General features: G+C 69.2%; 28 protein-coding genes. 15 read left to right on the top strand and 13 right to left on the bottom strand.

The features are described 5' to 3' along the window. Positions 1-411, bottom strand: a complete 411-nt coding sequence (locus ON29_RS06465) for a nitroreductase family deazaflavin-dependent oxidoreductase (protein ID WP_040865230.1) — start codon at positions 409-411, stop codon at positions 1-3. Between the two features lie 113 nt (positions 412-524). On the opposite strand from ON29_RS06465, the gene ON29_RS06460 reads away from it, so the two are divergent. Together ON29_RS06460 and ON29_RS06455 are read left to right on the top strand one after the other, a co-directional pair. After that, on the top strand, positions 525-1,181 hold the full coding sequence (locus ON29_RS06460; RefSeq protein WP_174371785.1) for a response regulator transcription factor: 657 nt from the start codon (positions 525-527) through the stop codon (positions 1,179-1,181). Continuing rightward, the gene (locus ON29_RS06455) at positions 1,178-2,341 is read left to right on the top strand and encodes a sensor histidine kinase (RefSeq protein WP_040865229.1); all 1,164 of its coding nucleotides are present in this window, start codon (positions 1,178-1,180) and stop codon (positions 2,339-2,341) included. Before ON29_RS06460 ends, ON29_RS06455 begins: the two co-directional genes overlap by 4 nt. A 71-nt stretch (positions 2,342-2,412) precedes the next feature. Here ON29_RS06455 and ON29_RS36875 read toward each other — a convergent pair whose 3' ends face one another. Then, positions 2,413-2,790 carry a hemophore-related protein gene (locus ON29_RS36875; RefSeq protein ID WP_051174914.1) on the bottom strand — a complete coding sequence of 126 codons (378 nt, stop codon included), beginning with the start codon at positions 2,788-2,790 and terminating at the stop codon, positions 2,413-2,415. A 177-nt stretch (positions 2,791-2,967) separates the two neighbouring features. Here ON29_RS36875 and ON29_RS06445 point away from each other — a divergent pair, with 177 nt between their 5' ends. Further along, complete coding sequence (locus tag ON29_RS06445) at positions 2,968-3,777, top strand: DUF1460 domain-containing protein (protein WP_040865228.1); 810 nt, start codon at positions 2,968-2,970, stop codon at positions 3,775-3,777. Positions 3,778-3,834: 57 nt separating this feature from the next. On the opposite strand, the gene ON29_RS06440 is transcribed toward ON29_RS06445, so the two are convergent. Then, positions 3,835-5,340, bottom strand: coding sequence for a flavin-containing monooxygenase (locus ON29_RS06440; RefSeq protein ID WP_040865227.1), 1,506 nt, complete (start codon positions 5,338-5,340; stop codon positions 3,835-3,837). 70 nt (positions 5,341-5,410) lie between these two features. On the opposite strand from ON29_RS06440, the gene ON29_RS06435 reads away from it, so the two are divergent. From ON29_RS06435 to ON29_RS06420, 5 genes are all read left to right on the top strand, one after another. Beyond that, on the top strand, positions 5,411-6,427 hold the full coding sequence (locus ON29_RS06435; RefSeq protein WP_040865301.1) for an AraC family transcriptional regulator: 1,017 nt from the start codon (positions 5,411-5,413) through the stop codon (positions 6,425-6,427). Positions 6,428-6,584: 157 nt separating this feature from the next. Then, positions 6,585-7,793 carry a DEAD/DEAH box helicase gene (locus tag ON29_RS36870; protein ID WP_051174913.1) on the top strand — a complete coding sequence of 403 codons (1,209 nt, stop codon included), beginning with the start codon at positions 6,585-6,587 and terminating at the stop codon, positions 7,791-7,793. Then, a complete protein-coding gene (locus tag ON29_RS33625) occupies positions 7,790-8,491 on the top strand; it encodes a 3'-5' exonuclease (RefSeq protein ID WP_051174912.1) in 702 nt (233 codons plus the stop codon). The genes ON29_RS36870 and ON29_RS33625 overlap by 4 nt, the downstream gene beginning before the upstream one ends. A gap of 95 nt (positions 8,492-8,586) precedes the next feature. Beyond that, on the top strand, positions 8,587-8,961 hold the full coding sequence (locus ON29_RS06425) for a hypothetical protein (protein ID WP_040865226.1): 375 nt from the start codon (positions 8,587-8,589) through the stop codon (positions 8,959-8,961). Between the two features lie 57 nt (positions 8,962-9,018). Continuing rightward, a complete protein-coding gene (locus ON29_RS06420; protein WP_040865225.1) occupies positions 9,019-9,747 on the top strand; it encodes a VIT1/CCC1 transporter family protein in 729 nt (242 codons plus the stop codon). An 84-nt stretch (positions 9,748-9,831) separates the two neighbouring features. Here ON29_RS06420 and ON29_RS34485 read toward each other — a convergent pair whose 3' ends face one another. The 3 genes from ON29_RS34485 to ON29_RS33620 are packed head-to-tail and all read right to left on the bottom strand — an operon-like array spanning position 9,832 to position 10,634. Next, a complete protein-coding gene (locus ON29_RS34485; protein WP_083863269.1) occupies positions 9,832-10,005 on the bottom strand; it encodes a CsbD family protein in 174 nt (57 codons plus the stop codon). A gap of 9 nt (positions 10,006-10,014) precedes the next feature. Next, positions 10,015-10,170, bottom strand: a complete 156-nt coding sequence (locus tag ON29_RS36350) for a DUF6131 family protein (protein ID WP_085994835.1) — start codon at positions 10,168-10,170, stop codon at positions 10,015-10,017. A 23-nt stretch (positions 10,171-10,193) separates the two neighbouring features. Continuing rightward, positions 10,194-10,634, bottom strand: coding sequence for a hypothetical protein (locus ON29_RS33620; protein ID WP_051174911.1), 441 nt, complete (start codon positions 10,632-10,634; stop codon positions 10,194-10,196). Positions 10,635-10,747: 113 nt separating this feature from the next. Here ON29_RS33620 and ON29_RS06410 point away from each other — a divergent pair, with 113 nt between their 5' ends. Both ON29_RS06410 and ON29_RS06400 read left to right on the top strand, forming a co-directional pair. After that, positions 10,748-10,942, top strand: a complete 195-nt coding sequence (locus ON29_RS06410) for a heavy-metal-associated domain-containing protein (protein ID WP_062971665.1) — start codon at positions 10,748-10,750, stop codon at positions 10,940-10,942. A gap of 730 nt (positions 10,943-11,672) precedes the next feature. Next, positions 11,673-12,113, top strand: a complete 441-nt coding sequence (locus ON29_RS06400; RefSeq protein WP_157172669.1) for a hypothetical protein — start codon at positions 11,673-11,675, stop codon at positions 12,111-12,113. Between the two features lie 44 nt (positions 12,114-12,157). Here the strand turns inward: ON29_RS06400 and ON29_RS06395 are convergent, their stop codons facing one another. Beyond that, positions 12,158-13,162 carry a DUF418 domain-containing protein gene (locus tag ON29_RS06395; protein ID WP_040865221.1) on the bottom strand — a complete coding sequence of 335 codons (1,005 nt, stop codon included), beginning with the start codon at positions 13,160-13,162 and terminating at the stop codon, positions 12,158-12,160. A gap of 118 nt (positions 13,163-13,280) precedes the next feature. On the opposite strand from ON29_RS06395, the gene ON29_RS06390 reads away from it, so the two are divergent. After that, entirely contained in the window at positions 13,281-13,769 is a 489-nt protein-coding gene (locus ON29_RS06390) for a MarR family winged helix-turn-helix transcriptional regulator (protein WP_051174939.1), read from the top strand. Then, entirely contained in the window at positions 13,769-14,149 is a 381-nt protein-coding gene (locus tag ON29_RS06385) for a DUF5313 family protein (protein WP_040865220.1), read from the top strand. Before ON29_RS06390 ends, ON29_RS06385 begins: the two co-directional genes overlap by 1 nt. A gap of 40 nt (positions 14,150-14,189) precedes the next feature. Here ON29_RS06385 and ON29_RS06380 read toward each other — a convergent pair whose 3' ends face one another. Further along, entirely contained in the window at positions 14,190-15,281 is a 1,092-nt protein-coding gene (locus ON29_RS06380; protein ID WP_217999084.1) for a calcium:cation antiporter, read from the bottom strand. A 70-nt stretch (positions 15,282-15,351) separates the two neighbouring features. After that, positions 15,352-15,747 carry a nitroreductase/quinone reductase family protein gene (locus ON29_RS06375; protein WP_040865218.1) on the bottom strand — a complete coding sequence of 132 codons (396 nt, stop codon included), beginning with the start codon at positions 15,745-15,747 and terminating at the stop codon, positions 15,352-15,354. Positions 15,748-16,295: 548 nt separating this feature from the next. Here ON29_RS06375 and ON29_RS06370 point away from each other — a divergent pair. Then, positions 16,296-16,958, top strand: a complete 663-nt coding sequence (locus tag ON29_RS06370) for a phosphate signaling complex PhoU family protein (RefSeq protein WP_245548840.1) — start codon at positions 16,296-16,298, stop codon at positions 16,956-16,958. A 48-nt stretch (positions 16,959-17,006) separates the two neighbouring features. Next, positions 17,007-17,891, top strand: a complete 885-nt coding sequence (gene mmuM, locus ON29_RS06365) for a homocysteine S-methyltransferase (RefSeq protein WP_051174938.1) — start codon at positions 17,007-17,009, stop codon at positions 17,889-17,891. Between the two features lie 33 nt (positions 17,892-17,924). On the opposite strand, the gene ON29_RS06360 is transcribed toward mmuM, so the two are convergent. Together ON29_RS06360 and ON29_RS06355 are read right to left on the bottom strand one after the other, a co-directional pair. Further along, positions 17,925-18,785 (bottom strand): RNA polymerase sigma factor, encoded by an 861-nt coding sequence (locus ON29_RS06360; RefSeq protein ID WP_040865215.1) that lies wholly within the window; start codon positions 18,783-18,785, stop codon positions 17,925-17,927. A 64-nt stretch (positions 18,786-18,849) separates the two neighbouring features. Beyond that, a complete protein-coding gene (locus tag ON29_RS06355; RefSeq protein WP_040865214.1) occupies positions 18,850-19,722 on the bottom strand; it encodes a haloalkane dehalogenase in 873 nt (290 codons plus the stop codon). Positions 19,723-20,405: 683 nt separating this feature from the next. Between ON29_RS06355 and ON29_RS06350 the strand changes: the two genes are divergently transcribed. Further along, positions 20,406-21,128 carry an HNH endonuclease family protein gene (locus ON29_RS06350; protein WP_040865213.1) on the top strand — a complete coding sequence of 241 codons (723 nt, stop codon included), beginning with the start codon at positions 20,406-20,408 and terminating at the stop codon, positions 21,126-21,128. A 3-nt stretch (positions 21,129-21,131) separates the two neighbouring features. Here ON29_RS06350 and ON29_RS06345 read toward each other — a convergent pair whose 3' ends face one another. Together ON29_RS06345 and ON29_RS06340 are read right to left on the bottom strand one after the other, a co-directional pair. Continuing rightward, the gene (locus ON29_RS06345) at positions 21,132-22,151 is read right to left on the bottom strand and encodes a zinc-dependent alcohol dehydrogenase family protein (protein ID WP_040865212.1); all 1,020 of its coding nucleotides are present in this window, start codon (positions 22,149-22,151) and stop codon (positions 21,132-21,134) included. Then, complete coding sequence (locus ON29_RS06340; protein ID WP_040865211.1) at positions 22,148-22,591, bottom strand: hypothetical protein; 444 nt, start codon at positions 22,589-22,591, stop codon at positions 22,148-22,150. The genes ON29_RS06345 and ON29_RS06340 overlap by 4 nt, the downstream gene beginning before the upstream one ends. Positions 22,592-22,630: the final 39 nt, after the last annotated feature.

The raw sequence follows: 22,630 nt of genomic DNA, 5'->3' as shown, positions 1-22,630 counted from the left end.
TCAGCGCGGCGTCAGCTTGACGACCGGAATCACCCGGTCGGTCTTCTCCTGGTACTCGGCGAAACCGGGCATCACCTCGACCATCGCGGCGTAGAGGCGATCGCGCTCCGGCCCTTCGGTGATCGGAGTCGCCGTCGCCTCGAGGGTTTCGATGCCGATCTCGAGGGTGACCGTCGGATTGACGCGCACGTTGTGAAACCAGTCCGGATTGGTCGGAGCGCCCGCTTTGGAGGCGATGACCACGATGTCGTCGCCGTCGCGGACGAACGCGAGCGGATTGGTGCGCGGAAGACCGGATTTGGCGCCGATGCTGGTGAGCAGCAGCAGCTCGCGGCCCTCGAAGGGGCCGCCCACCTTGCCCTGGTTGGCGCGGAATTCTTCGATGATCTGGGTGTTCCAGTCGCCTGCCATGACTTGTCTCTCCTGCGGAGTCGGGTGCGCCGGGTCGTCGCGAGCCTACCCAGGACGGCGGCCCCGGGCCGAACTAACGGCCGACCAACAGCGGCAGGGGGCACGATGACGGGGTGCGGGTGCTTGTTGTAGAGGACGAGACATTGCTGGCCGACGCGATCGCCGACGGGCTGCGCCGACATGCCATGGCGGTCGACGTGGTGTACGACGGCGCGGCGGCGCTGGAGCGTACCGGCGTCAACGACTACGACGTGGTGGTACTCGATCGGGATCTACCCGGCGTCTCCGGTGACGCGGTGTGCGGCACGCTCACCGCGTCCGGCGGCTCGGCCCGGATCCTGATGCTCACAGCGGCGAGCGCCGTGGCCGAACGGGTAGCGGGTCTGGGGCTGGGCGCCGATGACTACCTGACGAAACCGTTCGCGTTCGCCGAGCTGGTCGCCCGTATTCAGGCGCTCGGGCGCCGGGCGCGCAGCGCCGCTCCCCCGGTGCTGGAACGCTCCGGCATCCGGCTCGACCCGCACCGGTTCTCCGTCACCAGGAACGGCGAACCGGTGACGCTGTCGCGCAAGGAGTTCGCGGTGCTGGCCGAGCTGCTGCGCGCGGACGGCGGCGTGGTCTCGGCCGAGCAACTGCTGGAGAAGGCCTGGGACGAGCACATCGACCCGTTCACCGGCGTCGTGCGGTACACGATCATGAACGTGCGGCGGAAGCTGGGCGAGCCGCGGGTGATCGAGACCGAGCCCGGCGTGGGGTACCGGATCCGATGAGCGGGCGCACGATCCGGCTGCGGCTCACCCTGCTGTACGCGACGGCGTTCTTCCTGGCCGGTGCGGTACTCATCGCGTTGATGTACTTCTACCTGAACCAGTCGCTGGAGCGACGGCCCGGCGGCGGCGCGCAGCAAGTGGTACGGGAGTATCTGCTCGAGCGCGCCGAGCGGAACCGGGCGCCGGTCTCCACGGAGTTGTTCGAAGCGCTGACCGAGCAGGCCCAGCGGAATCGGCGGGACACCTTGCGCGCCATGCTGGTCTGGTCGCTGGTATCGCTCGGCGCGGTGGGGATCGCCGCGGGCGGATTCGGCTGGTTGCTGGCCGGACGCGCCCTGCATCCCTTGCAGCGGATCACCGCGACCGCGCGGCGCGTCGCCGACACCAGCCTGCACGAGCGCATCGCCCTCGACGGTCCGCGGGACGAGATCAAGGATCTGGCCGACACGTTCGACGCGATGCTCGAGCGCCTGGACCGGGCCTTCGACGGACAGCGCCGGTTCGTGGCGAACGCCTCCCACGAGCTGCGCACACCGCTGACCATCAACCGGACGCTGATCGAGGTGGCGCTGGAAGACCCCGGCGTTCCCGAGTCCACCCGCCGGCTCGGGGCGACGCTGCTGGAGGTCAACCGCAGGCACGAACGGCTCATCGACGGCCTTCTGGTGCTGGCGACCAGCGAACAGCGGCTGACCGAACACCGTCGCATCGACGTCGCCGACATCGCCGCCGACGCGGTCGCAACATGCGCCGCGCGGCCGGGGGCCGAGATCTCCGCCGATCTCGAATCCGCGACCGTGCTCGGAGATCCGCTGCTGCTGGAACGCCTCGTGCTCAATCTGCTGGACAACGCACTGCGCTACAACCTTCCCGAGCACGGCTGGGTGGCGATCCGGTCCCGAGCGATCGGCGACCGCGCCGTGCTCACCGTGGAGAACAGCGGTGCGCCGGTCCCCGCTTTCGAGGTCGAGAGCCTCTTCGAACCGTTCCGCCGACTCTCCACCACCGAACGCTTGGCCGATTCCGGTGCACGCGGCGCCGGGCTCGGCCTGTCGATCGTGCGCTCCGTCGCGCAGGCCCACGGGGGCACGGTCCGTGCGGCGGCGCGTCCAGACGGCGGTCTCGCGGTCACCGTCGAATTCCCGCGCGCCCAGGGATGACGCACCGCGACGCGACCCCGGCGCGGCTACCCGAGGGGTACGGGCGAGTCCGACACCTCGCCCGTCCGGGCTCAGTAGTTGTGGCAGGTCTCGGCGAGGACGCGCATCTTGTCGCGGTGCTCCTGCGCCTGCGGCGAGTCGCGGCGCTCCTCGAGCCTGCCCTTGGCCTCCGGGTGCTGGTCCAGAAACTCCTGGGCACGCTGCTTGCGCTGCTCGACCGGGAGACTCAGGAACTCCTGCAACTTCGCCTTGCGGTCGGGATGCGCGTCGAGCCGGGCGGCGAGATCGGGGAACTGGGCATGGACGGCGGCGTCGAGCTGGGCGAAGCTGCATGTCGTTTCGAGCAGTCCGCCGGGCCGCGGCTGCGCGGAGGCGGTCGCCGGAACCAGCAGCGCACCCGCGGCGAGCAGACCGCCGAGAGCGAGGGTGGCTCGAACGATTCTCGTCATGTCGGATATCCCTTTCGGTTGGACGTTCGGGTCGCTGCGACGCGGCCCGGCGTTCAGTCCATCAGGAAGGGTGTTTGGACGGCGCTAGGCGATGACGCTCCCTGCGCGCCCGCCGCCGGGCTACGGTGGGGGTCGCTGTTGTGTCCCGATCGGCTGATCACCGCTGCTGGAGGCGTCTTGCGCACCATCGCTCGTGTACTGCTCGTTCTCGCGGCCCTCGTCTGCGCCGCGGTGTCGACACCACCCGCGCTCGCCGCCCCGGACGCCGCGCGGCTCGACGATTTCACCGCGCGCAAGCTCGACGAAGTGCTGTCGTCGCGCGCTCAGGCACCCGCTTCGGCGAGCAAGGCGGAGTTGATCGAACTGCTGTCGCGTCCGTTCCTCGGCACGCCCTACGGCGCGAACATGCTGGTCGGGTCGGCGACCCAGCCCGAACAGCTGGTCATCGACTTCCGCAGGGTGGACTGCTTCACCTACCTCGATTACGTCGAGGCGCTCAGCAGATCCGCCGACCGCGACCAGTTCACCAGGAACCTGATCGAGACGCGTTACGCCGATGGCCGAGTCGATTTCCGGCAGCGCAAACACTTCTTCACCGACTGGGCGCACACCAGCGGAGTCGCGGCCACCGACGTCACGGCGGCGGTGAGCCCCGCGGCGGTGACCGTCACCAAGCACCTCAACGCGAAAGCCGACGGCGGCAACTACCTTCCCGGGCTGCCCGTGGTCGATCGCGCGATCACCTATATTCCCAGCGCGGCCATCGACCAGGGCGTCGTGAACGGGCTGCGCACCGGCGACTACATCGGCGCCTACACCGACCAGCCGGGCCTGGACGTCACCCACGTCGGCATCTTCGTCATGACCGACGCGGGGCCGGTCTTCCGCAACGCGTCCTCGCTCGCGGGCAACGACAAAGTGGTGGACTCGCCCTTCACCGAGTACGTGCGGTCCACCCCGGGCATCGTCGTCCTCCGCGCGGAATAGGTCACCTCCGCGCGGAATAGGTCGCCTCGGCGCGGAATAGGTCTCGCCTCCGCCGAGCTAGGAAACGGGCACCGGCGGCCGGACCGCCGATTTCGGCGTGCCGGTGAGCGTCTTGTCCAAGTCCGTGCGCAGGGTGGTCGCCGAGTCGAGCAGGTAGTTCTGCCGCACCTTCCACGGATGACGGTCACCTTGGCGGGGGAAGTCGCCGATGGAGCGCTGGATGTAGCCGGAGGCCAGATCCAGCAGCGGGTGTTCGCCGAGTTCGCCCCGCGGCTCGGGCACCACGGCGGCGTAGCCCTTGCGGTCCATGTGATTGAGCACTTTGCAGATCAACCGGGAGGTGAGATCTGCGCGCAGCGTCCACGAGGCGTTGGTGTATCCGATGCACACGGCGAAGTTGGGGACGCCGGTGAGCATGGTCCCCTGCCAGACGAACTGGTCGGACAACTCGACCCGCGCGCCGTCGACGCTGGGCGTGATGCCGCCGAAGGCGAGCAGTTGCAGCCCGGTAGCGGTGATCACGACGTCCGCCTCGAGCACCCGGCCGGACTTCAGCCGGATACCCTCCGGCACGAACGTGTCGATGTGGTCGGTGACGACCTCGGCCTTGCCCTTCTTCATCGCCTTGAAGAAGTCCGCGTCCGGGACGGCGCACAGCCGCTGGTCCCAGGGGTTGTAGCTGGGTGTGAAGTGCTCGGCGACGGCCCGGTCGTCCTTCAGGATGCGGGTGGTGAGACCGGTGAGCAGCTTGCGCGCCGCTTCCGGACGGCGCCGGCAGTACTGGTAGAAGCCGATGCCGAACAGGATGTTCTTGGTTCGGATCAGGCGGTGCGCAGGCCGCGGCGGCAGCAGCTCGCGGATCTTGTCGGCCACTTTGTCCCGGCCCGGAACGGCGCTGATCCAGGTCGGCGACCGTTGCAGCATCGTCACCAGTTGCGCTTGCTCCGCCATGGCCGGGACCAGCGTGACCGCGGTGGCGCCGCTGCCGATCACCACGACGCGCTTGCCGCGATAGTCGTAGTCCTCGGGCCAGAACTGCGGGTGCACCACTTCGCCCGCGAACGACGAGATGCCGGGGAACTCCGGCGCGTAGGGCCGGTCGTAGTCGTAGTACCCGGCGCAGGCGTAGAGGAAGCCGCAGGTGAGCGTGCGCGTCTCGGTGGCGCCCGACTCGTCGCGCTGCTCGAGGGTCAGCGTCCAGCGCGCGGCGCCGCTGTCCCAGTCGGCGGCGATCACCTTGGTGCCGTAGCGGATGTGCCGGTCGATGCCGTGCTCGGTCGCGGTCTCGGTGATGTAGCGCAGGATCGACGGGCCGTCGGCGATCGACTTGGCGTCACGCCACGGCTTGAACGGGTAGCCGAGAGTGAACATGTCCGAGTCCGAGCGGATGCCCGGGTATTTGAACAGGTCCCAGGTGCCGCCCAGGGTGTCGCGAGCCTCCAGGATGGCGTAGGTCTTGCCCCGGCATTCGGTCTGCAGCCGGTAGGCCGCGCCGATGCCGGATAGCCCGGCGCCGACGATCACGACATCGAGGTGGTCCGGTGCTGCGGCGGCTTCGGTCATGTCTCCAGTGTGCGAGCCGAGCGCGGCCACTTTCTTGACTTCGCGCGACAAGTATTTGATCCTCGACGACATGTCGGTAATTCGCTCCGCGGGGTTGCGCGGATTTCGCGCCACTGTCGCCGAGCTGGGTGGTGACGCCGAGGCACTGGCCACGGCATGCGGCCTGCCGGTGGCCGCCCTGGACACCGACGACCTGCTCGTGCCCGACGAGTCCGTCGCGGCGGTGCTGGAACTGGCCGCGCACCAGCTGCGCTGTCCCGACCTCGGCCTACGGATCTCCCATCGGCAGGACCTGGACATGCTCGGCCCGCTGGCGCTGGCCATCCGCAATTCGGCGTCGCTGGCCGACGTACTCGAATGTTCGTCGCGATACCTGTTCCTGCACGCGCGGTCGCTCAGCTTGACGCTGGAGCCCGACCCCTATGGCGATCGCGGCGTGATCGCGCTGCGCTACGGCGTGCGGCCCGGACTTCCCACACCCGTCCAGGGCACCGACCTCGGGCTGGCATTCGTGCATCGCACCATTCAGCGCTTGGTGGACGACCGCTACGGGCTGCGCTCGGTCGAGCTGCCCTATCGGCCGGAAGCGGCGGTCGCCGGTTACGAGGAGTTCTTCGGCGCGCCGGTGCGGGTCGAGCGGCCGTTCGCGGCGCTGCGGGTGCCGAGAAGCCTGGCGAGCAGGCCGCTCACCGGCGGTGACGAGAACCTGCACCGGCTGGCCATGGCGTTCCTGGCCGCGCAGTCCGGCGACGCGGCGGCGGCGGTCGCCCCGCAGGTACGCGCCGCCGTGCAGCAATTGCTCGGCACCGCCGCACCCGAGATCGGCGCGGTGGCACGGCTTCTCACGGTGCACCCGCGCACCCTGCAACGACGTCTCGCCGCCGAGCACACCTCGTTCGCCGCGATCCTGGACGAGGTCCGCCGGGACGCGGCGCGACGATATCTGACCACGACGGACATGCCGATGAGTCAGGTGGCCTCGCTGATCGGGTTGTCCGAGCAGGCGACGTTCACCCGATGCGCCCGAAGATGGTGGGGCACAACGCCCAGCGCCGTGCGCCGCACCGGCGCGCAGGCAAGCACCTAGCCGCACAACACATTCGGGTGACGGGGCGACAACATTCCGGCGTCCGATCCGTCCGTTTCGATAACGGTTGCCCCCGAAAACTCTCGACCCATTCCCTCCTCGACGCCGTGTCTTTACCGTCGAAGACGGGGTAGGTGTGCACCGGAAGGGGGACTCCATGAACACCTGGCTTTCGCTTGTCACGGATGCGCTGACCCGCATCCCCGGCTACACATCGCGCCAGCGGACGTTCTTCGCCGAGGCGCTGGCCGAGCCGGGACGGTACCTTCTCGTCCACCGGGATCCGGTGCCCGCCGACCATCCCCACGCCCTGCTGATCTGCGGCACAGGGCTTTTCGCGTTTCGCTTCGCCGAGGACGTCCCCGCCGAACTCGACGGCATCCGCCGCCATGTCGAAGCGACGTTCGGCAAATTGCAGTTCGGGCGCGAGAAGATCGTCGCCCATGACGCGCAGATCGTTCTGCTCGTACCCGGCGAGATCCGGCGGCGCGGGGACGGCCGGTTCGCCGTCGCCGGGCCGGGTGAGCTCGATCGAGTGATCCGCGCACGCCACCGGCAGTTGCGGCCCACCCGGGTACAGGCCATCGCGAACACCGTCGCCCACCAGTCGGCCCGGGAGTACGACCTGCTCGAGATCGAGGACGTGTCGCCGGACCCACCGGATCCAGCCCTGCTCGATCGGTCGGAAGTGTTGTCGCCGCAGCGCGACGCGGCCCTGGAGAAGCCGTTCCAGCACTGGATGACCTTCCTGGATCCCGAACAGGAGGTGCTGGTCTCGCGCACCTACACCGGCCCCGCCCGGATCGCCGGTCCGGCGGGCACCGGCAAGACGGTGGTGGCGCTGCACCGCATGGCCAGGCAGGCGAAGCGGTCCACCGGCCGTCAGCTGTACACGACGTTCGTCAAGACGCTCGCGAACTGCCAGGAGACCTATTTCCGGCGACTCGCGCCGGGGACCGAGGGGCGCGTCCAGTTCGCCGGCCTGCATTCCTGGGCCATGGATTTCCTCGGGGAGCGGATCGCGGTGCCGAAGCTCGACCCGCGGGGAGCCGACCGGGTGTTCGGCCGGGTCTGGGAGCAGGCGAGAGCCGTCTTCGAGGACATCGAGCCGCACGAAAGCTATTGGCGCGAGGAGATCGACCGGGTCATCAAGGGCCGTGAAATCGACGATCTCGACGTCTATCAGCGCGCGGAGCGCCATGGACGCAACGGCATTCGTCTCGACGACGACCGGCGCGCCGAGGTGTGGCACGAGCTCTACGTCCCGTATACAGCGACGTCATCGCCATCGCCCTGGCCGAGATCCGCAACGAACCGCTGCCCGAACCCTACGACGCGGTCGTCGTCGACGAAGCGCAGGACATGACGCTGGCCGGGCTGCGGCTGGCCCACGCCATCGCGGGCGGCAACGGATCGAGCCCGCTGCTGCTGCTCGGCGACGGCCAGCAGCAGGTGTACGCCGGGGGCTGGCGCATGGCCGACGCGGGCATCGACCTGCGCGGCCGCGGCGAGGTCCTGCGGGTCAACTACCGCAACCGCCGTCGTGTCTGGGAGAACGCCGCCGGGATCGATGCGGTGAACGAGCTCGGCGATTTCGACGACGCGACCGGCGTGCTGCTGCGCGACGCCGACGTCACCCTGCCCGACGGCGTGGTGCGGATCTGGCGCGGACCGGATCACTACCTGGAGCCGGCGCTGGTCGACGGCATCCGCGAATGCGGGAAACCGTTGTCCGACATCGCGGTGCTCACCCGGACGCGGCAGGAGGCCGCCCGGCTCGCCGGGGCGCTCGACGCCGTCGGCATCGCGACGCTGCCCTTGGAGGACTACGACGGGACGCCGCACCCCGCGGTCAAGGTCGGCACGGTGCACCGCGCCAAGGGGCTCGACTTCGCGGCGGTCTTCCATCCGAGTTGGTCCGGTGGCGCTGGGCCCCGGACGGGCGCGAGCCGCGAACGAGCCCAGCTGGCCGAGCGTCAGAAGCTGGTCGCGATCACCAGGGCACGGGACTTCGCGTGGCTCGGCATCCGTGACGACCGTTCGGAGATCGAGCGGCCCTCGTAGCCGCCCCTGGGTGCGACAGCGTCGCCCGCTCGAATCGCCACTGGGAAGGCGCGATTCGGCCGCTAGACTCTGCGATCGACTGGGAAGGGGGCCGCATGGACGCGGTTATCAAGGAGGTCGCCGAGGAGGGCAAGCGGCTGATCGACCGGGCCTGGCTCGGCGAACTCAGCCGCGACCAGGCGGTGCACATGTTCGTCCAGGTCGGCGACGGCATGGTGCGCTACGAGACGGCGCTGACCATTATCGACGACGGTGTGCAGCGGCTGAGCGCCAACGCCAGGCGGCTGCGGATCCTGCGCTGGTGCGCGGTGCTGGAGTTCCCCGTATTCGGCGCGTTCGCCGTACTCGCGGTGCTGGCGGGGGATTTCGCCACCGCGGGGCTTTCGGTCCTGTTCCTGCTGATCCTCCAGGTCATCCACCGCACGATGCTTCCGCATCCGCTCGCGGTTCCCCGCCCGCCCCGCACATAGCCGCGCCAGGGTCGTGGTTCCCGCCCGCGCGTCGCGGGGTGATTAAGGTGCGTCTTCATGGACCGCACGACCGGCGCCTCCGGCGCACATCCGCACGAACCGCATGGCAACGGCTTCGCATCCAAGCTCAACTGGCTGCGCGCGGGGGTGCTCGGCGCGAACGACGGCATCGTGTCCACGGCGGGACTGGTCGTCGGCGTCGCGGCGGCGACCACCGACACCCAGGCCCTGTTCACCGCGGGCATCGCGGGTCTTTCGGCGGGGGCGATCTCGATGGCGGTGGGCGAATACGTCTCGGTCAGCACCCAGCGCGATTCGGAGCGGGCTCTGCTGGCGAAAGAACGCAGGGAATTGCGCGACGAACCGGACTACGAGCTGGCCGAACTCACCGGGATCTACCGGGCCAAGGGCCTGACGCCCGAAACGGCGCGCAAGGTCGCCGAAGAACTCACCGCGCACGACGCGTTCACCGCGCACGCGGAGGCCGAACTGGGGTTGAATCCGGCCGAACTGACCAATCCGTGGCAGGCGGCGTTCTCCTCGGCGGTGGCCTTCACGCTCGGCGCGCTGCTGCCGTTGCTGGCCATCTTGCTACCGCCGGTCACCGCCCGCATCCCGGTGACGTTCGGGGCCGTGCTCGCCGCGCTCGCGCTCACCGGGTCGGTCAGCGCCCGGCTGGGTGGTAGCTCCCGTGGCCGGGCGATGATCCGGGTGGTACTCGGCGGCGCGCTGGCCATGGCCGTCACCTACGGCATCGGCCAGCTCACCGACGTCGCCGGCATCTGACTCGAACGCAGGGCACCGCTCGGAACACGCCGATGCCGGGCGAAGGCCGATGGCCTTCGCCCGGCACGGGCGGGCGGTGCGCGGTCAGCGCTTGAAAGCGTCCCGCAGTTTGTCCGCGGCGCGCTTGACGTTGCCGCGGCCCTGCTCACGCCGTCCCTCGGCCTCCAGCCGGGGGTTGCCGGTCGCTCGGCCGAGGAATTTCTTCACGCTGCCCCTGGTCGCTTGCACTTGGTGCGCGAGGCGATCTTCGAACTTCATGAGCAATCCCTAGTAATACCAGCGGCGGCCACCCACCGGACGGCCTACCGAGCCGGCCACCAGCAGCACGAGCCCGATGATCAGCACGATGATGCCCGCGGTGGTGAGCAGCGAAATTCCGAGCAGCCAGCCCAGGACCAAGAGGATGAGGCCGAGAATGATCATTGTCGTATTCCTTTTCTTCTCAATTACTTCGCGGTCACAGGTTTCGAAGTCGAGACCGTCGCGCCGCGATCGGTCCGGGCAGTACCCGAACGGGGGGTGTGCAGCCACCGCCGCCAGGCCGGCTCCTGCTGAGGAGCCCGCGCCGCCGGTGCGGAAGTGTCCGCCGGCAGATCACGCCGCACCGCCGCCATCTCGCGGCGAGACTTCGCGAGTTCACGACGCGCGACCATGCCGCGACGGGTCACCCGCCAAGCGCCGGATAGCACGAGGGCGAGTCCGAACATCCCGATCGCACCGAGGGTCACTCCGTAACCGAACAGTGCTCCGGTGGAACCGTGGAAGTGATAGTCGAATACCGCGAAATCGCTCGTCAGTTGCTGAGCGGAGCCGGTGTTGCCCACTACGGCGGCAACTCCGACGATCACGGCCGCGATCAAGGCGATGAGCCCGATAATGATGATCATGGCAATCCCTGTGGCGTCGAGTCGTTTGACAACTCCGCTATTCCCGGGCCCCCGGCAGTCAAACGCGACAAAAAGGAAAGTTTGAGGGGATGGAATCGGTCAATGCGATCTGCATGACGTACACAGTTACCCTGCACAACGTTACGCGCGAGTCCGCGTCGGCGATCGAATCGGCGCTGCGCGGCGTCAACGGCATCGACTCCGTCGACATCGACGTGTCGTCGGAGCGCGCGCTCGTGAACTCCACGACGATGACCTACGGCGAGGTTCTCGACGCGATCCGGCAGACCGGAGCCTCCGCCTCCTGATCGACGTCCGCCCGCCGCGTGGCTGCCCGACACCTCCGGCCCGCGCGAAGCCCTGGTAGGCACCCAGCGGGCTCGTCGCCGCGGACCGCACATCCTCCGGTTGCCTCACCGGCACCGAGCGGGTGACCGACGTGGTCGAACGCCGAGTTTCCACCGAATCGGTGGCCGACACCCAGCGCATGCGTGCGCAGGCCGTGCCACGCATCGCCACGCCCCGAAAGGCCGTCGACACCGAGCGAGCCTCGACGAGCCGGCACCGGAATGTCCTCGCGGGCCGGGTGATTCGACAGTGCCGCCGTCGGTGGAGCGATCACGCCCGCGTCACCGCGTGACGATCACCGGCGCGACCATCTCGAAATCTCCGGTCCGCCAAAGGCGTCGAATCTCAGAGCCCTCGTCTATGGCGCATGCACCCGCTCGGCAGCACGCCGGTCCGCCCCATCCTTCGCGCCGCTTTCGAACCCGTCCTCATCCAAGACGATCGGGCGTGCGCGGCGACTGCGCGAAAAATCTTCTGGCGCTGCGGTTCCGGTATCGCGCACAGGCTGCCCGTGCAACGCCGAGGAGATGGGGCGAGCGACGATGATCGCCCCACCTGCTACCGCTCTCGGACGCCGGACCCCTCGCGGTCACTCACCCTCGGGGGCGACCACAACGGCATGCGCAGGCGGAGCACGCACGAGTATGATCTACGCCACATACCCTGTCAACCACAGGAGACAACGCTGCCATGGGGGAGGACTTACACCCGTTCACGCGGGCGCTCAACACACTCATCGACGGAATGCACCCGCCCACCGGGAACGACGGGCGGCCGCACCAGATCACCCACCGCGCGCTGGCCGCGGACATCCACCGCGCCACCGGCGCGCGCCTGTCCGCCAATTACCTCTGGAAGCTGCGCACCGGGCAGGCGGTGAACCCCTCCTACGAGACACTGGAGGTGTTCCGCGGTTACTTCGGGCTCGCCAGCCTGGACCCGTTCACCGAACCCCGGCTGGCGGCGACGCGCGGCAGCGAACTGGCATTGATCAACGCGCTCAAGGGAAACGCCGCGCACGAGGCACTCGAACCGGTGCTGCGCGACGGGCTGCGACAGGGTACGGTCCGCGCCGAGTCGGTGCTGGCGATGCTGAATGTCCTGCGGCGCATCGAGAACGAGCAGCGCTGAACAAACCGGATGGCGCCGAGACCCGAAGACGACGGCGGCCGAGTTCAATACGGGCGGCTCGGCAGCCGTACCCGCCGGATCGGCGCCACCGTCCACCAGGTGACACACCGCCCCACCCATTCCAGCGGACCGTATTCGAACAACCGCAACCACACCGCACTGAACACCGCCTGTACCAGGATGATCGCCACCGCCAACCCCAGCACCGGCGCGTAGTCGCCGGAGCCGTAGAGACCCAGACGCGGTGCGGCGAGCAGGATCAGCGCGGTGGCGCCCACGTAGTTGGTCAACGCCATGCGGCCCAGCGGCCGCAACACCTCCGCCAGGACCTGACCGGGCTCGACGCGCAGCAACAGCAGCAAGCCGGTGAGGTAGGCCAGCGCACCCAGCAGGCCCGCCACGGCCGTGGCGGGCGTGGACCACAGCTCCAGATACGGTGTGCGGTACTCCCACATTCCCGCCACTATCGCGGCGGGCAAGGCGAGGGCGAACACGGCGCCGATCTGCCAGACCCGCTCATCCAGGGTGTCCACGATTCCAGCGCGCGCGGCGGCCAGGCCCAGCAGGAACAACCCGGGCGCCAGGGCCAGTCCGCCGCCCAGGGCCAGCGCCACGCCCAACGTGCCCGCCAGGCCGGCCACCAGCACCACCCAGTTCGGCAGCGCCGAGGCGGGCAGCAGGATCGCCAGCCCGGCCAGCGCGTACGGAAGCAGCGCCTCACCCGGCTGGAACAGCTGATGGACGGCGCCGATCACCCCGAGCGCCAGCAAGCGGCGGATCAGGACCAACCGGGGGCGCTCGCCGCGCTCCGCGGCTTTGTCCAGCAGTAATGCGAAGCCGATTCCGAACAGGAACGAGAAGATCGGGAAGAACCGTCCCTCGACCACCACCGACAGCACGTGCCGGATCGGTCTCAGCACGCCCGACTCGTCCGTGGCCGCCATGTCGGCGATCCGCCAGATATCCACCACCAGGATGCCGCACAGCGCGAAGCCACGAACCGCGTCGAGCTCCTGGATGCGCGGATCGGCCCCGCGTCCGTAGTGCATGGATCTCACGGTATCCAGCGGCGGCCCCGGAGCCGGGATCTCGCGCCGAGATGTCGGCCACATCGATTAACGCACTAACTATTAATGCGCTAACTTGGAGCGCGGACAAGGAGGACCGATGGAGCCCGAGATCGACGATCCGCTGCGCTTGGACCGCCAGGTGTGCTTCGCGCTGGCGGTGGCCAATCGTGCCGTGCTGGCCGTCTACCGGCCGCTGCTGGAGCCGCTCGGCCTGACCCACCCGCAGTATCTGGTGATGCTCGCGCTGTGGGGTGAGGCGCCGATGTCGGTCAAAGCGATCGCCGAGGCCGTCCAGCTCGACTCTCCGACGCTGTCCCCGTTGCTCAAGCGCCTGGAAGCGGCCGGGCTGATCAGTCGCGAACGGGACAGCCGGGACGAGCGGAACCTGGTGGTGAACCTGACCTCGGACGGAGCCGCGCTGCGCGCGAAGGCCGAGCAGATCCCGCCCGCCGTCGTGCGGCGCCTCGGCGTGACCATGGCCGACCTCGAGCAGTTGCGCGACACTCTCACCCGGGTGAACGAGGCGGCCCGCCGGTCGGTGCTCGCGGAGCCCGATGCCCCGTCCCCCACCCGAGGAGCCCGGTAATGACACGAGAACGACGACGGCCCCACCCGATCCAGTGGATCGGCTACGCCTTCGGACGCCGCCTGCCCGATTCGATGCGTGAGTGGGTGCGCGACGACCTGACCGGCCGGTTCGCCACCACCCGGCACGTCCTGCGCGGGCTGGTGCCGTTCACACCGCTGTTCGCGGCGTTCCTGCTGTTCCCCGGCGAACTGTGGCTGCGCGGCGCGATGGTCCTGCTGGCGCTGCTGCTGGCCCTGTTCTACACCGTCGCCTTCATGCCGATGAACCGCGCGCACCGGCTCGCGAAGCACGGATTGCCCGCCGATCTGAAGAACCCACGACAAGCCCAGCGGGAAGCGCTGGAACGCGCCAGATACGCCGCGCAGCACCCCCACTGACGGCCGCGTCCCCGAGTGCGCAGGCCGCGAGAAATCGACGCTACGGGCTGGCGGCCAGGCCGATGAAAGCCGCGAACACTGCCAAGTGGACGCCCCCTTGGAGGAGAGTCGCGCGTCCGGGGACGATCGTCAGGCCGCCCACGACGACGGTCAGGGCCAGCAGCACCATCTGGGTCGCGCCGAGACCGAGCACCAAGGGGCCGTCCAGCCAGATGCTCGCCACCGCGATAGCCGGGATGGTCAGGCCGATGCTCGCCATGGCCGAACCCAGGGCCAGATTGAGACCGATCTGCACCTGGTCGCGGCGCGCGGCCCGGACCGCGGCGAGCGTCTCGGGCAGCAGCACCAGCAACGCGATCACCACGCCGACCGCCGACTGCGGCAGTCCCGCCGACTCCACCGCCGACTCGACGGCGGGCGAGACCACCTTCGCCAGCCCCACCACGCAGATGAGAGCGACCAGCAGCAGAGCGAGGGCGGCGAGCGCGGTGCGCACGCTGGGCGACTCGATGTGCTCGTCACCGTCGGCAACGGTGCCACCCACCTCGACCGGCAGGAAGTCGCCCGGATGACGCACCGTCTGCACGAGCACGAACAAGCCGTACAACGCGAGCGAGGCCACCGCGGCGAAAGCCAGCTGCGCGGGTGAGAACTCCGGACCGGGCTTGCTCGTGGTGAAGGTCGGCAGCACGAGACTGAGCGTGGCCAGCGTCGCCACGGTGGCCAGCGCCGCACCGGTGCCTTCCGCGTTGAACACCGCCACCCGCCGCCGCAACGCGCCCACCAGCAGGCAGAGACCGAAGATCCCGTTGCAGGTGATCATCGCCGCGGCGAAGACCGTGTCGCGGGCCAGAGTCGCGGTCTTGCCACCGCCTTGGCCCATCAGAGTGAGGATGAGCGCGACTTCGATCACGGTCACCGCGACGGCCAGCACCAGCGAGCCGAACGGTTCACCGACGCGGCGGGCGACCACTTCCGCGTGGTGCACCGCCGCGAGCACCGCCCCGATCAACGCCACCACCACGATCGTCACCGCGACGCCGGGCAGATTGCGGCCCCAGGTGGCCGCGAGGGCGAGGACGGCCAGCAGCGGTACGACTACGGTCCAGCGGGCGAGCAACACACGGATCATGCCCACCATCGTCGCAGCAAACTATTCGCATCCCGGTCGGGTGATCGGTATCCCCGCCCCGGGCGCGGGCTCAGTCGTCCAGATCGATGCGCACGGTGAGCAGATCGGTACCGACAAGCCGCACGGCCGCGCTGTTGGCGCGCGGCAGGGCGGCCAAGCGGGCACGCGGGTCGTCCTCGGGCAGCAGATGAGCGGTGCCGGTGTGCCAGCGCCCATGCAACCGCAACCGAACCCGATTGTCGGCCTTGATGTTCCGGACATACTGCGAACGCTCACCGAACTCGGAGACCAACCAGAACTCCCGCCCGACCCGCCGCCCACCGACCGGCGTGGTCCGCGGCTGCCCGCTGACCCGGCCGGTGGTCTCCAGGAGGGTCTGCCCGGGCAGCGTGCTGAGCAGCGGATTGCCCACGCGCCGCTGGAACGCTGTCACCACTCGATGCTGGATGTCGCGCAAGTTCGGCATGCCGCGACGGTAACACCGGTCACACCCCTCGGCAGGCCGCGCCGCGTCCGCGTTTCGGGCGTCTAACAGGGCACGAGCCCGCATGCGGTGCGCTATGGCACCGCCAGATATCGGGGCGCAAACGGCCGCCCCCTCGCATCGCGCAGTGCCGACCGGTGGTGCCGCCGCATCGGACCGCGTGGGGCGTGCGGGGAGCAATCGAGCGAAGACCTCTGCGCACCAATACCTTTTTGTGATGCGAGCCACAAATCGGCCGTCTCGCAATATCTCTCCCCGAATCCGCTGAGCTCCCGTCGACCAGCAGCCCGTTCGCCGGGCGATCGTCCCCCGGTCCCCCGATCTCACGCGCCGGTTTCGCCGCGGCGCGATGCAGCTCCAAAAAGCCTCTGGACCTGCGGCTTTCAGCCGCGCTCACAGCTTCGCGAGCGGGCGAGCTCCCCCGTCCCCCTCCGCGAGGGTGGCCAGCCGGTCGGCCGCGGCGATGCCGTTACCGAAGAACATTCGGCAAGGAATCGACCCCGCGCACTTCCATGGGTGAGAATTTGGCGGTGCGCACCCAGTTCACTGCCGAGCTCATCGCGTTGACGAATGATCTGACGCTGATGTGCACGCTCGCCCACGACGCCGTCGAGCGTGTCACCGACGCGCTGGTCGACGCCGATCTCACCGCGACCTACGAGGTCTTCGCGCTCGACGAGCAGTTGCAGAAGATGTACGGCGCGTGCGAGGCGCGCACCGTGGTGCTGCTGGCATTACAGGCGCCGGTGGCCCGCGACCTGCGGCACGTGGTGACGGCGATCCAGATCGCCGGTGAACTGTCCCACATCGGCCGGCTCGCCAGCCGGGTCGCCGACAAGGTGTACCAGAGTCATCCCGGACACGCGGCGGAGCAACCGATCCTGGACATCCTCGCCGCGATGGGCAAGCTGGCGGCCGAGCGCACGGCGCTGGCCGGGCAAGCGGTCGCGGGCCGCCACCCGCTGCCGGAGGAGGAGACGCCCGCCGGTCGCCCGATGGAAACGCTGCACCAGCAGCTGCATTCCGCGCTGCGCGACCCAGCGACCCAGCCGTCCACCGAGGTAGCGATCGATATCGCCCTGCTGGGGCATCACCTGGAACGCTGCGTCGACCACACGGCACGCATCGAGCGGCTCATCCGCTTCCTCGACACCGGCGTGCCACCGACCGCCCAGCCCAGCGACGACGAATAAGCCGCGTCCTACAGTGGAACCGTGCTGTTCGACCCCGCGGCGGGAGTACTGATCTCGGACGGTGGATTGGCCACCGAGCTGGAGGCGCGCGGCCACGACCTGTCCGGCGCGTTGTGGTCGGCACGTCTGCTCGTGGACGAACCCGCCGCGATCGAGGCGGTGCACGCCGCCTACTTCCGCGCGGGCGCCGACATCGCGACCACCGTGACCTACCAGGCTTCCCTCGATGGTTTCGCCGCGCGCGGGCTGACCAGGACGGAATCGGTGCGGCTGTGGCAGCGCGGCGTGGCGCTGGCCCGCGCCGCGCGCGATGCCCGCGCCGGCGATGGGCGGCGCCGGTGGGTCGCCGCCTCGGTCGGCCCGTACGGCGCCGCGCGCGCCGACGGATCGGAATATCGCGGCCGCTACGGCCGCACCGTGGCCGAACTGCGAGCATGGCATCGGCCGCGTATGGAGGTGCTCGCCGAGGCGGGCGCGGACCTGCTGGCCGTGGAGACCGTTCCCGATATCGATGAGGCCGAGGCACTGGTGGACTTGGTGAACGAGCTCGGCGTGCCCGCATGGCTCAGCTACACCGTCGACGGCGACCGCACGCGTGCCGGTCAACCGCTCGCCGACGCCTTCGCGGTGGCTGCGGACTCGGCCTCGATCGTCGCGATCGGCGTGAACTGTTGCGCCCCCGCCGATGTCTCGGCCGCGGTGGAACTCGCCGCCAGCACCGGCAAACCCGCGGTCGCCTACCCCAACAGCGGCGAAGGCTGGGATGCGGCGCGCCATCGCTGGACCGGTCCCCCACAGTTCACGCCGGCCCAAGCCCGCGACTGGTACGAGCGGGGGGCGCGGATCATCGGCGGATGCTGCCGTGTCGGCCCCGCCCACATCGCCCATCTCGCAAGGGAATTACGCTCGTCCGGCCCCGAAGCGCCCGGCTGAGCGCTTCGGCCCCGACGCGAGCCGCCGTTCGGGTCACGTCTGCTCGAGCATGGGAAAACGACCGGAACCGAGCAGCCCCGCGATCGCGTCCATCTTCGCTTGCGGCGCGGCGTAGTCCGGATGAGCACGCAGCACCGACGCCGCGTCGTGCAACCGGATCATCTGCCGCTCGGCCTCGGCCGCGGTACGACCGCCCGCGCTGACCGGATGGCGCGCGTACACCGGGCGGCGCGGGTCGACCCGTCCCGAGGCGAGCGCTCGGTCCACCCGGCGCGAGCAGCGGCAGAACGCCGCGGGATCGACCAGGCCGCAGGTCGCGTTCAGGAAGTTCCCGAGCCGCTTCTTGGCTCGCTGCAAGCGCTTTCGATAGGCGGCCGGGGTGACCTCGAGGATCCAGGCGGCCTCGGCGGAACTCAGCTCGAACACCTCACCGAGCACGAGGGCGATCCGTTCGTCGCGGGCCAGGCATTGCAACATGCCCTGGCTACAGGTGAGCCGCACCTCGGCGGTCAGCAGCACCGCTTCCGGCCCGCGGTGATCCGCCTCCGACAATCCGTCGGCCAGCCCGTCCCGGAAAGAGTCCAAGCTCAGTTGCGCTGCCTCCTGCGGGGATTGCCGCCGCAGATTCAGCAGATGATTGACGCCGATGCGATAGGCCCAGGTGAGCAGTTTCGCCTCGGCGCGCCAGCTGTGCAGATGGTCGAGGACGCGCACCATGATCTCCTGCGTCGCGTCCTCGGCCTCCGCGGGCCGCCAGACCATGCGCAGGGCCAGCCGATACAGCGGGTCCTGCAGCAGGCGCACCACTTGGGCGATGGCCTCCCGGTCGCCCGCGACCGCGCGGGCGACCATGGCCTTCTCCTCCGCCGCGACCCGGTCGTGCTCGGTGCTCATCCGGCCATCATTCGGCTTGCGTCGCGGTCGGCGCAAGCACGCCCCGGTCACACCGGGCACGAGGTCACGAGTGAGCGGCAGCACCGACCAGGGCGTGCCGGTCGAGCCACTGCGCGACCGCCCGGCCGATCTCGTCCGGCCGGTCCTCCGGCGCGTGGTGGCCCGCCGGGCCGATCGGCGCGACCTCGGCGCTCGCGAAGGTGCTCGCGGCCCAGTCGATCGCCTCCGCCGCACCCAATCCGACGCCGTTCTCCAGCGCCATCAGCAATTTCGGCACCTCGGGTGTCGCGGCCGCCCACTCGCCGTAGTTCCGCACCAGCGCGACCACGTCGGCGGGCTCGCCGTCCAGCGGGAACTCACGCGGCCACACCAGCAGCGGCTTGCGTGTGGCCGGGGTGGGGTACGGCGCCCGGTACACGTCGTGATCCTCGGCGGCCAGGTCGGCGATGCCCTTCGGCAGGTTGAACTCGATGAAAGTGTTCTCCTCCAGGATCATCCGCTCGCCCTCCGGGGACCGGAACTTGCGGAACAGCTCGGCGCCCAGCGCAGGCAGTTCGTCCCAGCGCATCGGCCGCAAGAAGGTCTCGATCAGCGCGATGCCGCGCACCCGGCCCGGATGCCGCGCGGCCCAGTCCATGCCCAGCGCGCCGCCCCAGTCGTGCCCGACCAGCACCACCCGGTCCAGGCCGAGCGCGTCGAACCAGGCGTCCAGGTAGGCGGCGTGGTCGGTGAAGCGGTAGCCGCTGTCCGGCTTGCCGGATTCCCCCATCCCGATCAGATCCGGCGCCAGCACCCTGGTGCGATCGACGACGTGCGGGATCACGTTGCGCCACAGGTAGGACGAGGTCGGATTGCCGTGCAGGAACACCACCGGGGTGTCCCCCGCTCCGGTGTCGCGGTAGTTGATGAAGGAGTCGAGAACGTCGACGGTCGGCATGATGTGGTCCTTTCAGGTCGGGCTTGCTTGCCCACACCCGTTTCGACACACGATTTGCTCGCCTGTGACGCGAAGTGATCATCGTCACACGCAGGGCAGGCCGGACGGCGACCCCCACCACACTGTCATCTCAAATAGACATCCGTACTCATGCAGTAGATGTACGGCCGAAACTGAAGATCGGCTGAGAAATTTTTCGATCCTGCAGAACGAACTTGCCAAGCGGCACGCGTCCTATCTACTGTCTTGATACGTAGGACCAAGTGAGATCGAGATGGAGCGGATGCGTGCTGGCGCCCTACCCGGTAGGGACTTTCCCTGGTCACCCCCCTGATCCCGGTCACCCCTGATCGTCACGAGTGAGTCCGGAGCAGGCGCGGCTCGACACCTCGGGACCTCCCCCTCATCAGCCCCGTGGTGTCGTACCAGTGCGGTTTTCGGAGTGGACAACCATCCGCACAACCGCGCGGCTCCCCAGGCCTCCTCGTGATAGACCGCCCCCGAATCGGCGCCGGCACGGCGATTCGGGGGCGGGCCCGCTCCTGCCCGATCGCTCTGGCGCACCGCCCGTCAACGGCCGGGCTGTGCCGAATCTCATACGCGCCGTTGGGTTGTGCGAACCCCGCCACTGGATACCTTGTCGCCGGTTACAGTTTCAAGTGGGTTCGGCGTTAGGAAGTTCGATGAAGTCCACAACGCGGCGGCTGGCTCTGATCGGCATCATGGTGGCGACTTCCATCGGACTGATCTCCTGCTCCTCGGTTCACCCCAGCCAGTCGACGGCGGCGGGATGCGGTTCCGGCGGCCGGGCGTGCGCCGATGCCGCCGCCCCTATTCCCGGCCGCGACGCTCTGGCCCTGCTCAACTCCCTGCGCGTGGCGGAGCGGGCGCCCAAAACCGGCTACAGCCGGGACGAATTCGGGCCGCCCTGGTCCGACAACGTCTCGGTGCCCGGCGGCGGCAACGGCTGCGACACCCGCAACGACATCCTCCAGCGCGACATGACCGACGTGACCTTCAAGTCGGGCAAGTGCATCGTCGCCACCGGGACGCTCGCCGACCCGTACACCGGCAAGACCATCGCCTTCAAGCGCGGCACGAAGTCCTCCGACGACGTGCAGATCGATCACGTCGTCGCGCTGTCGGACGCCTGGCAGAAAGGCGCACAGCAGCTTTCCGCCGAACGCCGCCGCGACCTGGCCAACGACCCGCTGAACCTGCAGGCCGTCGACGGCCCGACCAACCAGTCCAAGAGCGACTCCGACGCGGCCGAGTGGCTGCCGCCGAGCAAGGGCTACCACTGCGCCTACCTGACCAGGCAGATCCAGGTGAAGGCGGCCTACCAGCTCTGGGTCACCCCGGCCGAGAAGGACGCCATGGTGCGGATCCTGACCGCCTGCCCCTGAGTCCTAGGGAATCTCGATCACCACCTTCCCGAACGGGTCACCGGTGCGGAGATACCGGTAGGCCGCCTCGGCTTCCTCGAACGCGAACACCCGGTCGATGACGGGACGCATCCGATGGACGGCGATCGCTCGGTTCATCGCCTCGAAATCCGTTCGGCTGCCCACCGCGATGCGGCGGATCGACAGATACGACGCCCCGAATGGATTGCCCGCGGGCGGGTCGGTGGCGGGCATCGCGCCGATCATCGTGATCCGCGCGTTGTACGCGCCCGACCGCACGGATTTCGCCAGTGTCGGCATGCCCACCGCGTCGAGGACGTGGTCGACGCCGTCACCGCCGGTGCGGTCCAGCACGGCGCTTTCCCAATCCGGGGTCCGGCTGCGATCGATCACCTCGTCGGCTCCGAGCGCGCGTAACCGCTCGGCTTTGCGATCGTTCGAGGTGATCGAGATGATCCTGGCGCCGTGCATTTTCGCGTGCTGGACGCCGAAAAGCGCCACCGATCCGCTGCCGACGGTCAATACGGTCTCGCCCGGCCGCACCGGCGACGGCGTGCTCAGCGCGGCCCACGCCACCACCCCGGCGCAGGTCAGCGTCGCGGCTTCCGAGTCGGTGAGGTGACCGGGCACGTGCACCACCGAATCCTCCTCCAGCACGGCATAAGTGGCGAGCATGCCGGGATGGGTGGCGCCGTACTGCTCGACGACGTGCGACTGACGCTGCGGACCGTCGACCCAGCGGACGAAGTAGGTGGCGGTCACCCGGTCGCCCACCGCGGCGCGGGTCACGCCCTCACCCACGGCGATCACCTCGCCGACACCATCGCTGAGCGGGACGACGCCGGGAGTGGCCGGCAGTGGGTACGTACCGTCCACCAGCATCAGATCGCGACGATTCAGCGACGCAGCCCGCACCCGGATCACCACCTGCCGTGGGCCGGGCTCCGGCATCTCCTGCGGTGCGGCGGTCAGCGCGCCCGCGCCGCGCGAGGGGTCGAGATGGTAGGCGACGGCTTGCCTCATGCGACGCCGATGTACTGGTGATCCCACCGGATCCGGCCGTCGTCGTCGAGGGCGATGACGTCGTATCCGCCGCCCGCGACGGCGCCGTCGGCCTTCTCCACCATGTGCCAGGTCAGGCCGATCAGGTTCACCGAGAGGCGCACCGCCTGCCCCCCGGCCACGAACACGTGCTCGCCGGGAGCGACGAACTCGTCGTACGCCCGGTCGACACGGCGGTCAAGCGCTTCATAGCCACGGATCTCCACGGTCGGGATCGGGAAGGACAGCGCGGCCAACGCTTCCCGCATCCCCTGCGGCGGATCCACCAGGACCTGGGCGCCGTCCTCGGACCACAGCTGCCTGATCCGCTTGCGCCTGGCTTCGGCGTCGGGCTCGTTCCACAACGCGACGTACCGTTCGGCGAATCGCGAGAGTTCCTGCTCATCGAATTTGTTGCTCATGCGGCAGAGTTTTGCCGCCGTGCGAAGTCTGTGCGATTC

It is taken from the genome of Nocardia exalbida NBRC 100660 (assembly GCF_000308575.1).
Lineage (GTDB): Bacteria > Actinomycetota > Actinomycetes > Mycobacteriales > Mycobacteriaceae > Nocardia > Nocardia exalbida.
The sequence above is the reverse complement of the archived record's forward strand: the minus strand, read 5'-3'. Positions and strand labels throughout refer to the sequence as shown.

What these genes read in the sequence shown, in the direction of transcription:
- ON29_RS06420 (WP_040865225.1), top strand. Translation starts at nt 9,019, where the DNA reads ATGGACCGCACGACCGGCGCCTCCGGCGCACATCCGCACGAACCGCAT.
- ON29_RS36350 (WP_085994835.1), bottom strand. Translation starts at nt 10,170, where the DNA reads ATGATCATTCTCGGCCTCATCCTCTTGGTCCTGGGCTGGCTGCTCGGA.
- ON29_RS06455 (WP_040865229.1), top strand. Translation starts at nt 1,178, where the DNA reads ATGAGCGGGCGCACGATCCGGCTGCGGCTCACCCTGCTGTACGCGACG.
- ON29_RS06340 (WP_040865211.1), bottom strand. Translation starts at nt 22,591, where the DNA reads ATGAGCAACAAATTCGATGAGCAGGAACTCTCGCGATTCGCCGAACGG.
- ON29_RS06355 (WP_040865214.1), bottom strand. Translation starts at nt 19,722, where the DNA reads ATGCCGACCGTCGACGTTCTCGACTCCTTCATCAACTACCGCGACACC.
- ON29_RS06390 (WP_051174939.1), top strand. Translation starts at nt 13,281, where the DNA reads ATGGAGCCCGAGATCGACGATCCGCTGCGCTTGGACCGCCAGGTGTGC.
- ON29_RS34485 (WP_083863269.1), bottom strand. Translation starts at nt 10,005, where the DNA reads ATGAAGTTCGAAGATCGCCTCGCGCACCAAGTGCAAGCGACCAGGGGC.
- ON29_RS06375 (WP_040865218.1), bottom strand. Translation starts at nt 15,747, where the DNA reads ATGCCGAACTTGCGCGACATCCAGCATCGAGTGGTGACAGCGTTCCAG.
- ON29_RS06465 (WP_040865230.1), bottom strand. Translation starts at nt 411, where the DNA reads ATGGCAGGCGACTGGAACACCCAGATCATCGAAGAATTCCGCGCCAAC.
- ON29_RS06425 (WP_040865226.1), top strand. Translation starts at nt 8,587, where the DNA reads ATGGACGCGGTTATCAAGGAGGTCGCCGAGGAGGGCAAGCGGCTGATC.
- ON29_RS06395 (WP_040865221.1), bottom strand. Translation starts at nt 13,162, where the DNA reads ATGCACTACGGACGCGGGGCCGATCCGCGCATCCAGGAGCTCGACGCG.
- ON29_RS06350 (WP_040865213.1), top strand. Translation starts at nt 20,406, where the DNA reads ATGAAGTCCACAACGCGGCGGCTGGCTCTGATCGGCATCATGGTGGCG.
- ON29_RS06360 (WP_040865215.1), bottom strand. Translation starts at nt 18,785, where the DNA reads ATGAGCACCGAGCACGACCGGGTCGCGGCGGAGGAGAAGGCCATGGTC.
- ON29_RS06385 (WP_040865220.1), top strand. Translation starts at nt 13,769, where the DNA reads ATGACACGAGAACGACGACGGCCCCACCCGATCCAGTGGATCGGCTAC.
- ON29_RS36875 (WP_051174914.1), bottom strand. Translation starts at nt 2,790, where the DNA reads ATGACGAGAATCGTTCGAGCCACCCTCGCTCTCGGCGGTCTGCTCGCC.
- ON29_RS36870 (WP_051174913.1), top strand. Translation starts at nt 6,585, where the DNA reads ATGAACACCTGGCTTTCGCTTGTCACGGATGCGCTGACCCGCATCCCC.
- ON29_RS33625 (WP_051174912.1), top strand. Translation starts at nt 7,790, where the DNA reads ATGACGCTGGCCGGGCTGCGGCTGGCCCACGCCATCGCGGGCGGCAAC.
- ON29_RS33620 (WP_051174911.1), bottom strand. Translation starts at nt 10,634, where the DNA reads ATGATCATCATTATCGGGCTCATCGCCTTGATCGCGGCCGTGATCGTC.
- ON29_RS06410 (WP_062971665.1), top strand. Translation starts at nt 10,748, where the DNA reads ATGACGTACACAGTTACCCTGCACAACGTTACGCGCGAGTCCGCGTCG.
- ON29_RS06345 (WP_040865212.1), bottom strand. Translation starts at nt 22,151, where the DNA reads ATGAGGCAAGCCGTCGCCTACCATCTCGACCCCTCGCGCGGCGCGGGC.
- ON29_RS06440 (WP_040865227.1), bottom strand. Translation starts at nt 5,340, where the DNA reads ATGACCGAAGCCGCCGCAGCACCGGACCACCTCGATGTCGTGATCGTC.
- ON29_RS06435 (WP_040865301.1), top strand. Translation starts at nt 5,411, where the DNA reads ATGTCGGTAATTCGCTCCGCGGGGTTGCGCGGATTTCGCGCCACTGTC.
- ON29_RS06380 (WP_217999084.1), bottom strand. Translation starts at nt 15,281, where the DNA reads ATGATCCGTGTGTTGCTCGCCCGCTGGACCGTAGTCGTACCGCTGCTG.
- ON29_RS06400 (WP_157172669.1), top strand. Translation starts at nt 11,673, where the DNA reads ATGGGGGAGGACTTACACCCGTTCACGCGGGCGCTCAACACACTCATC.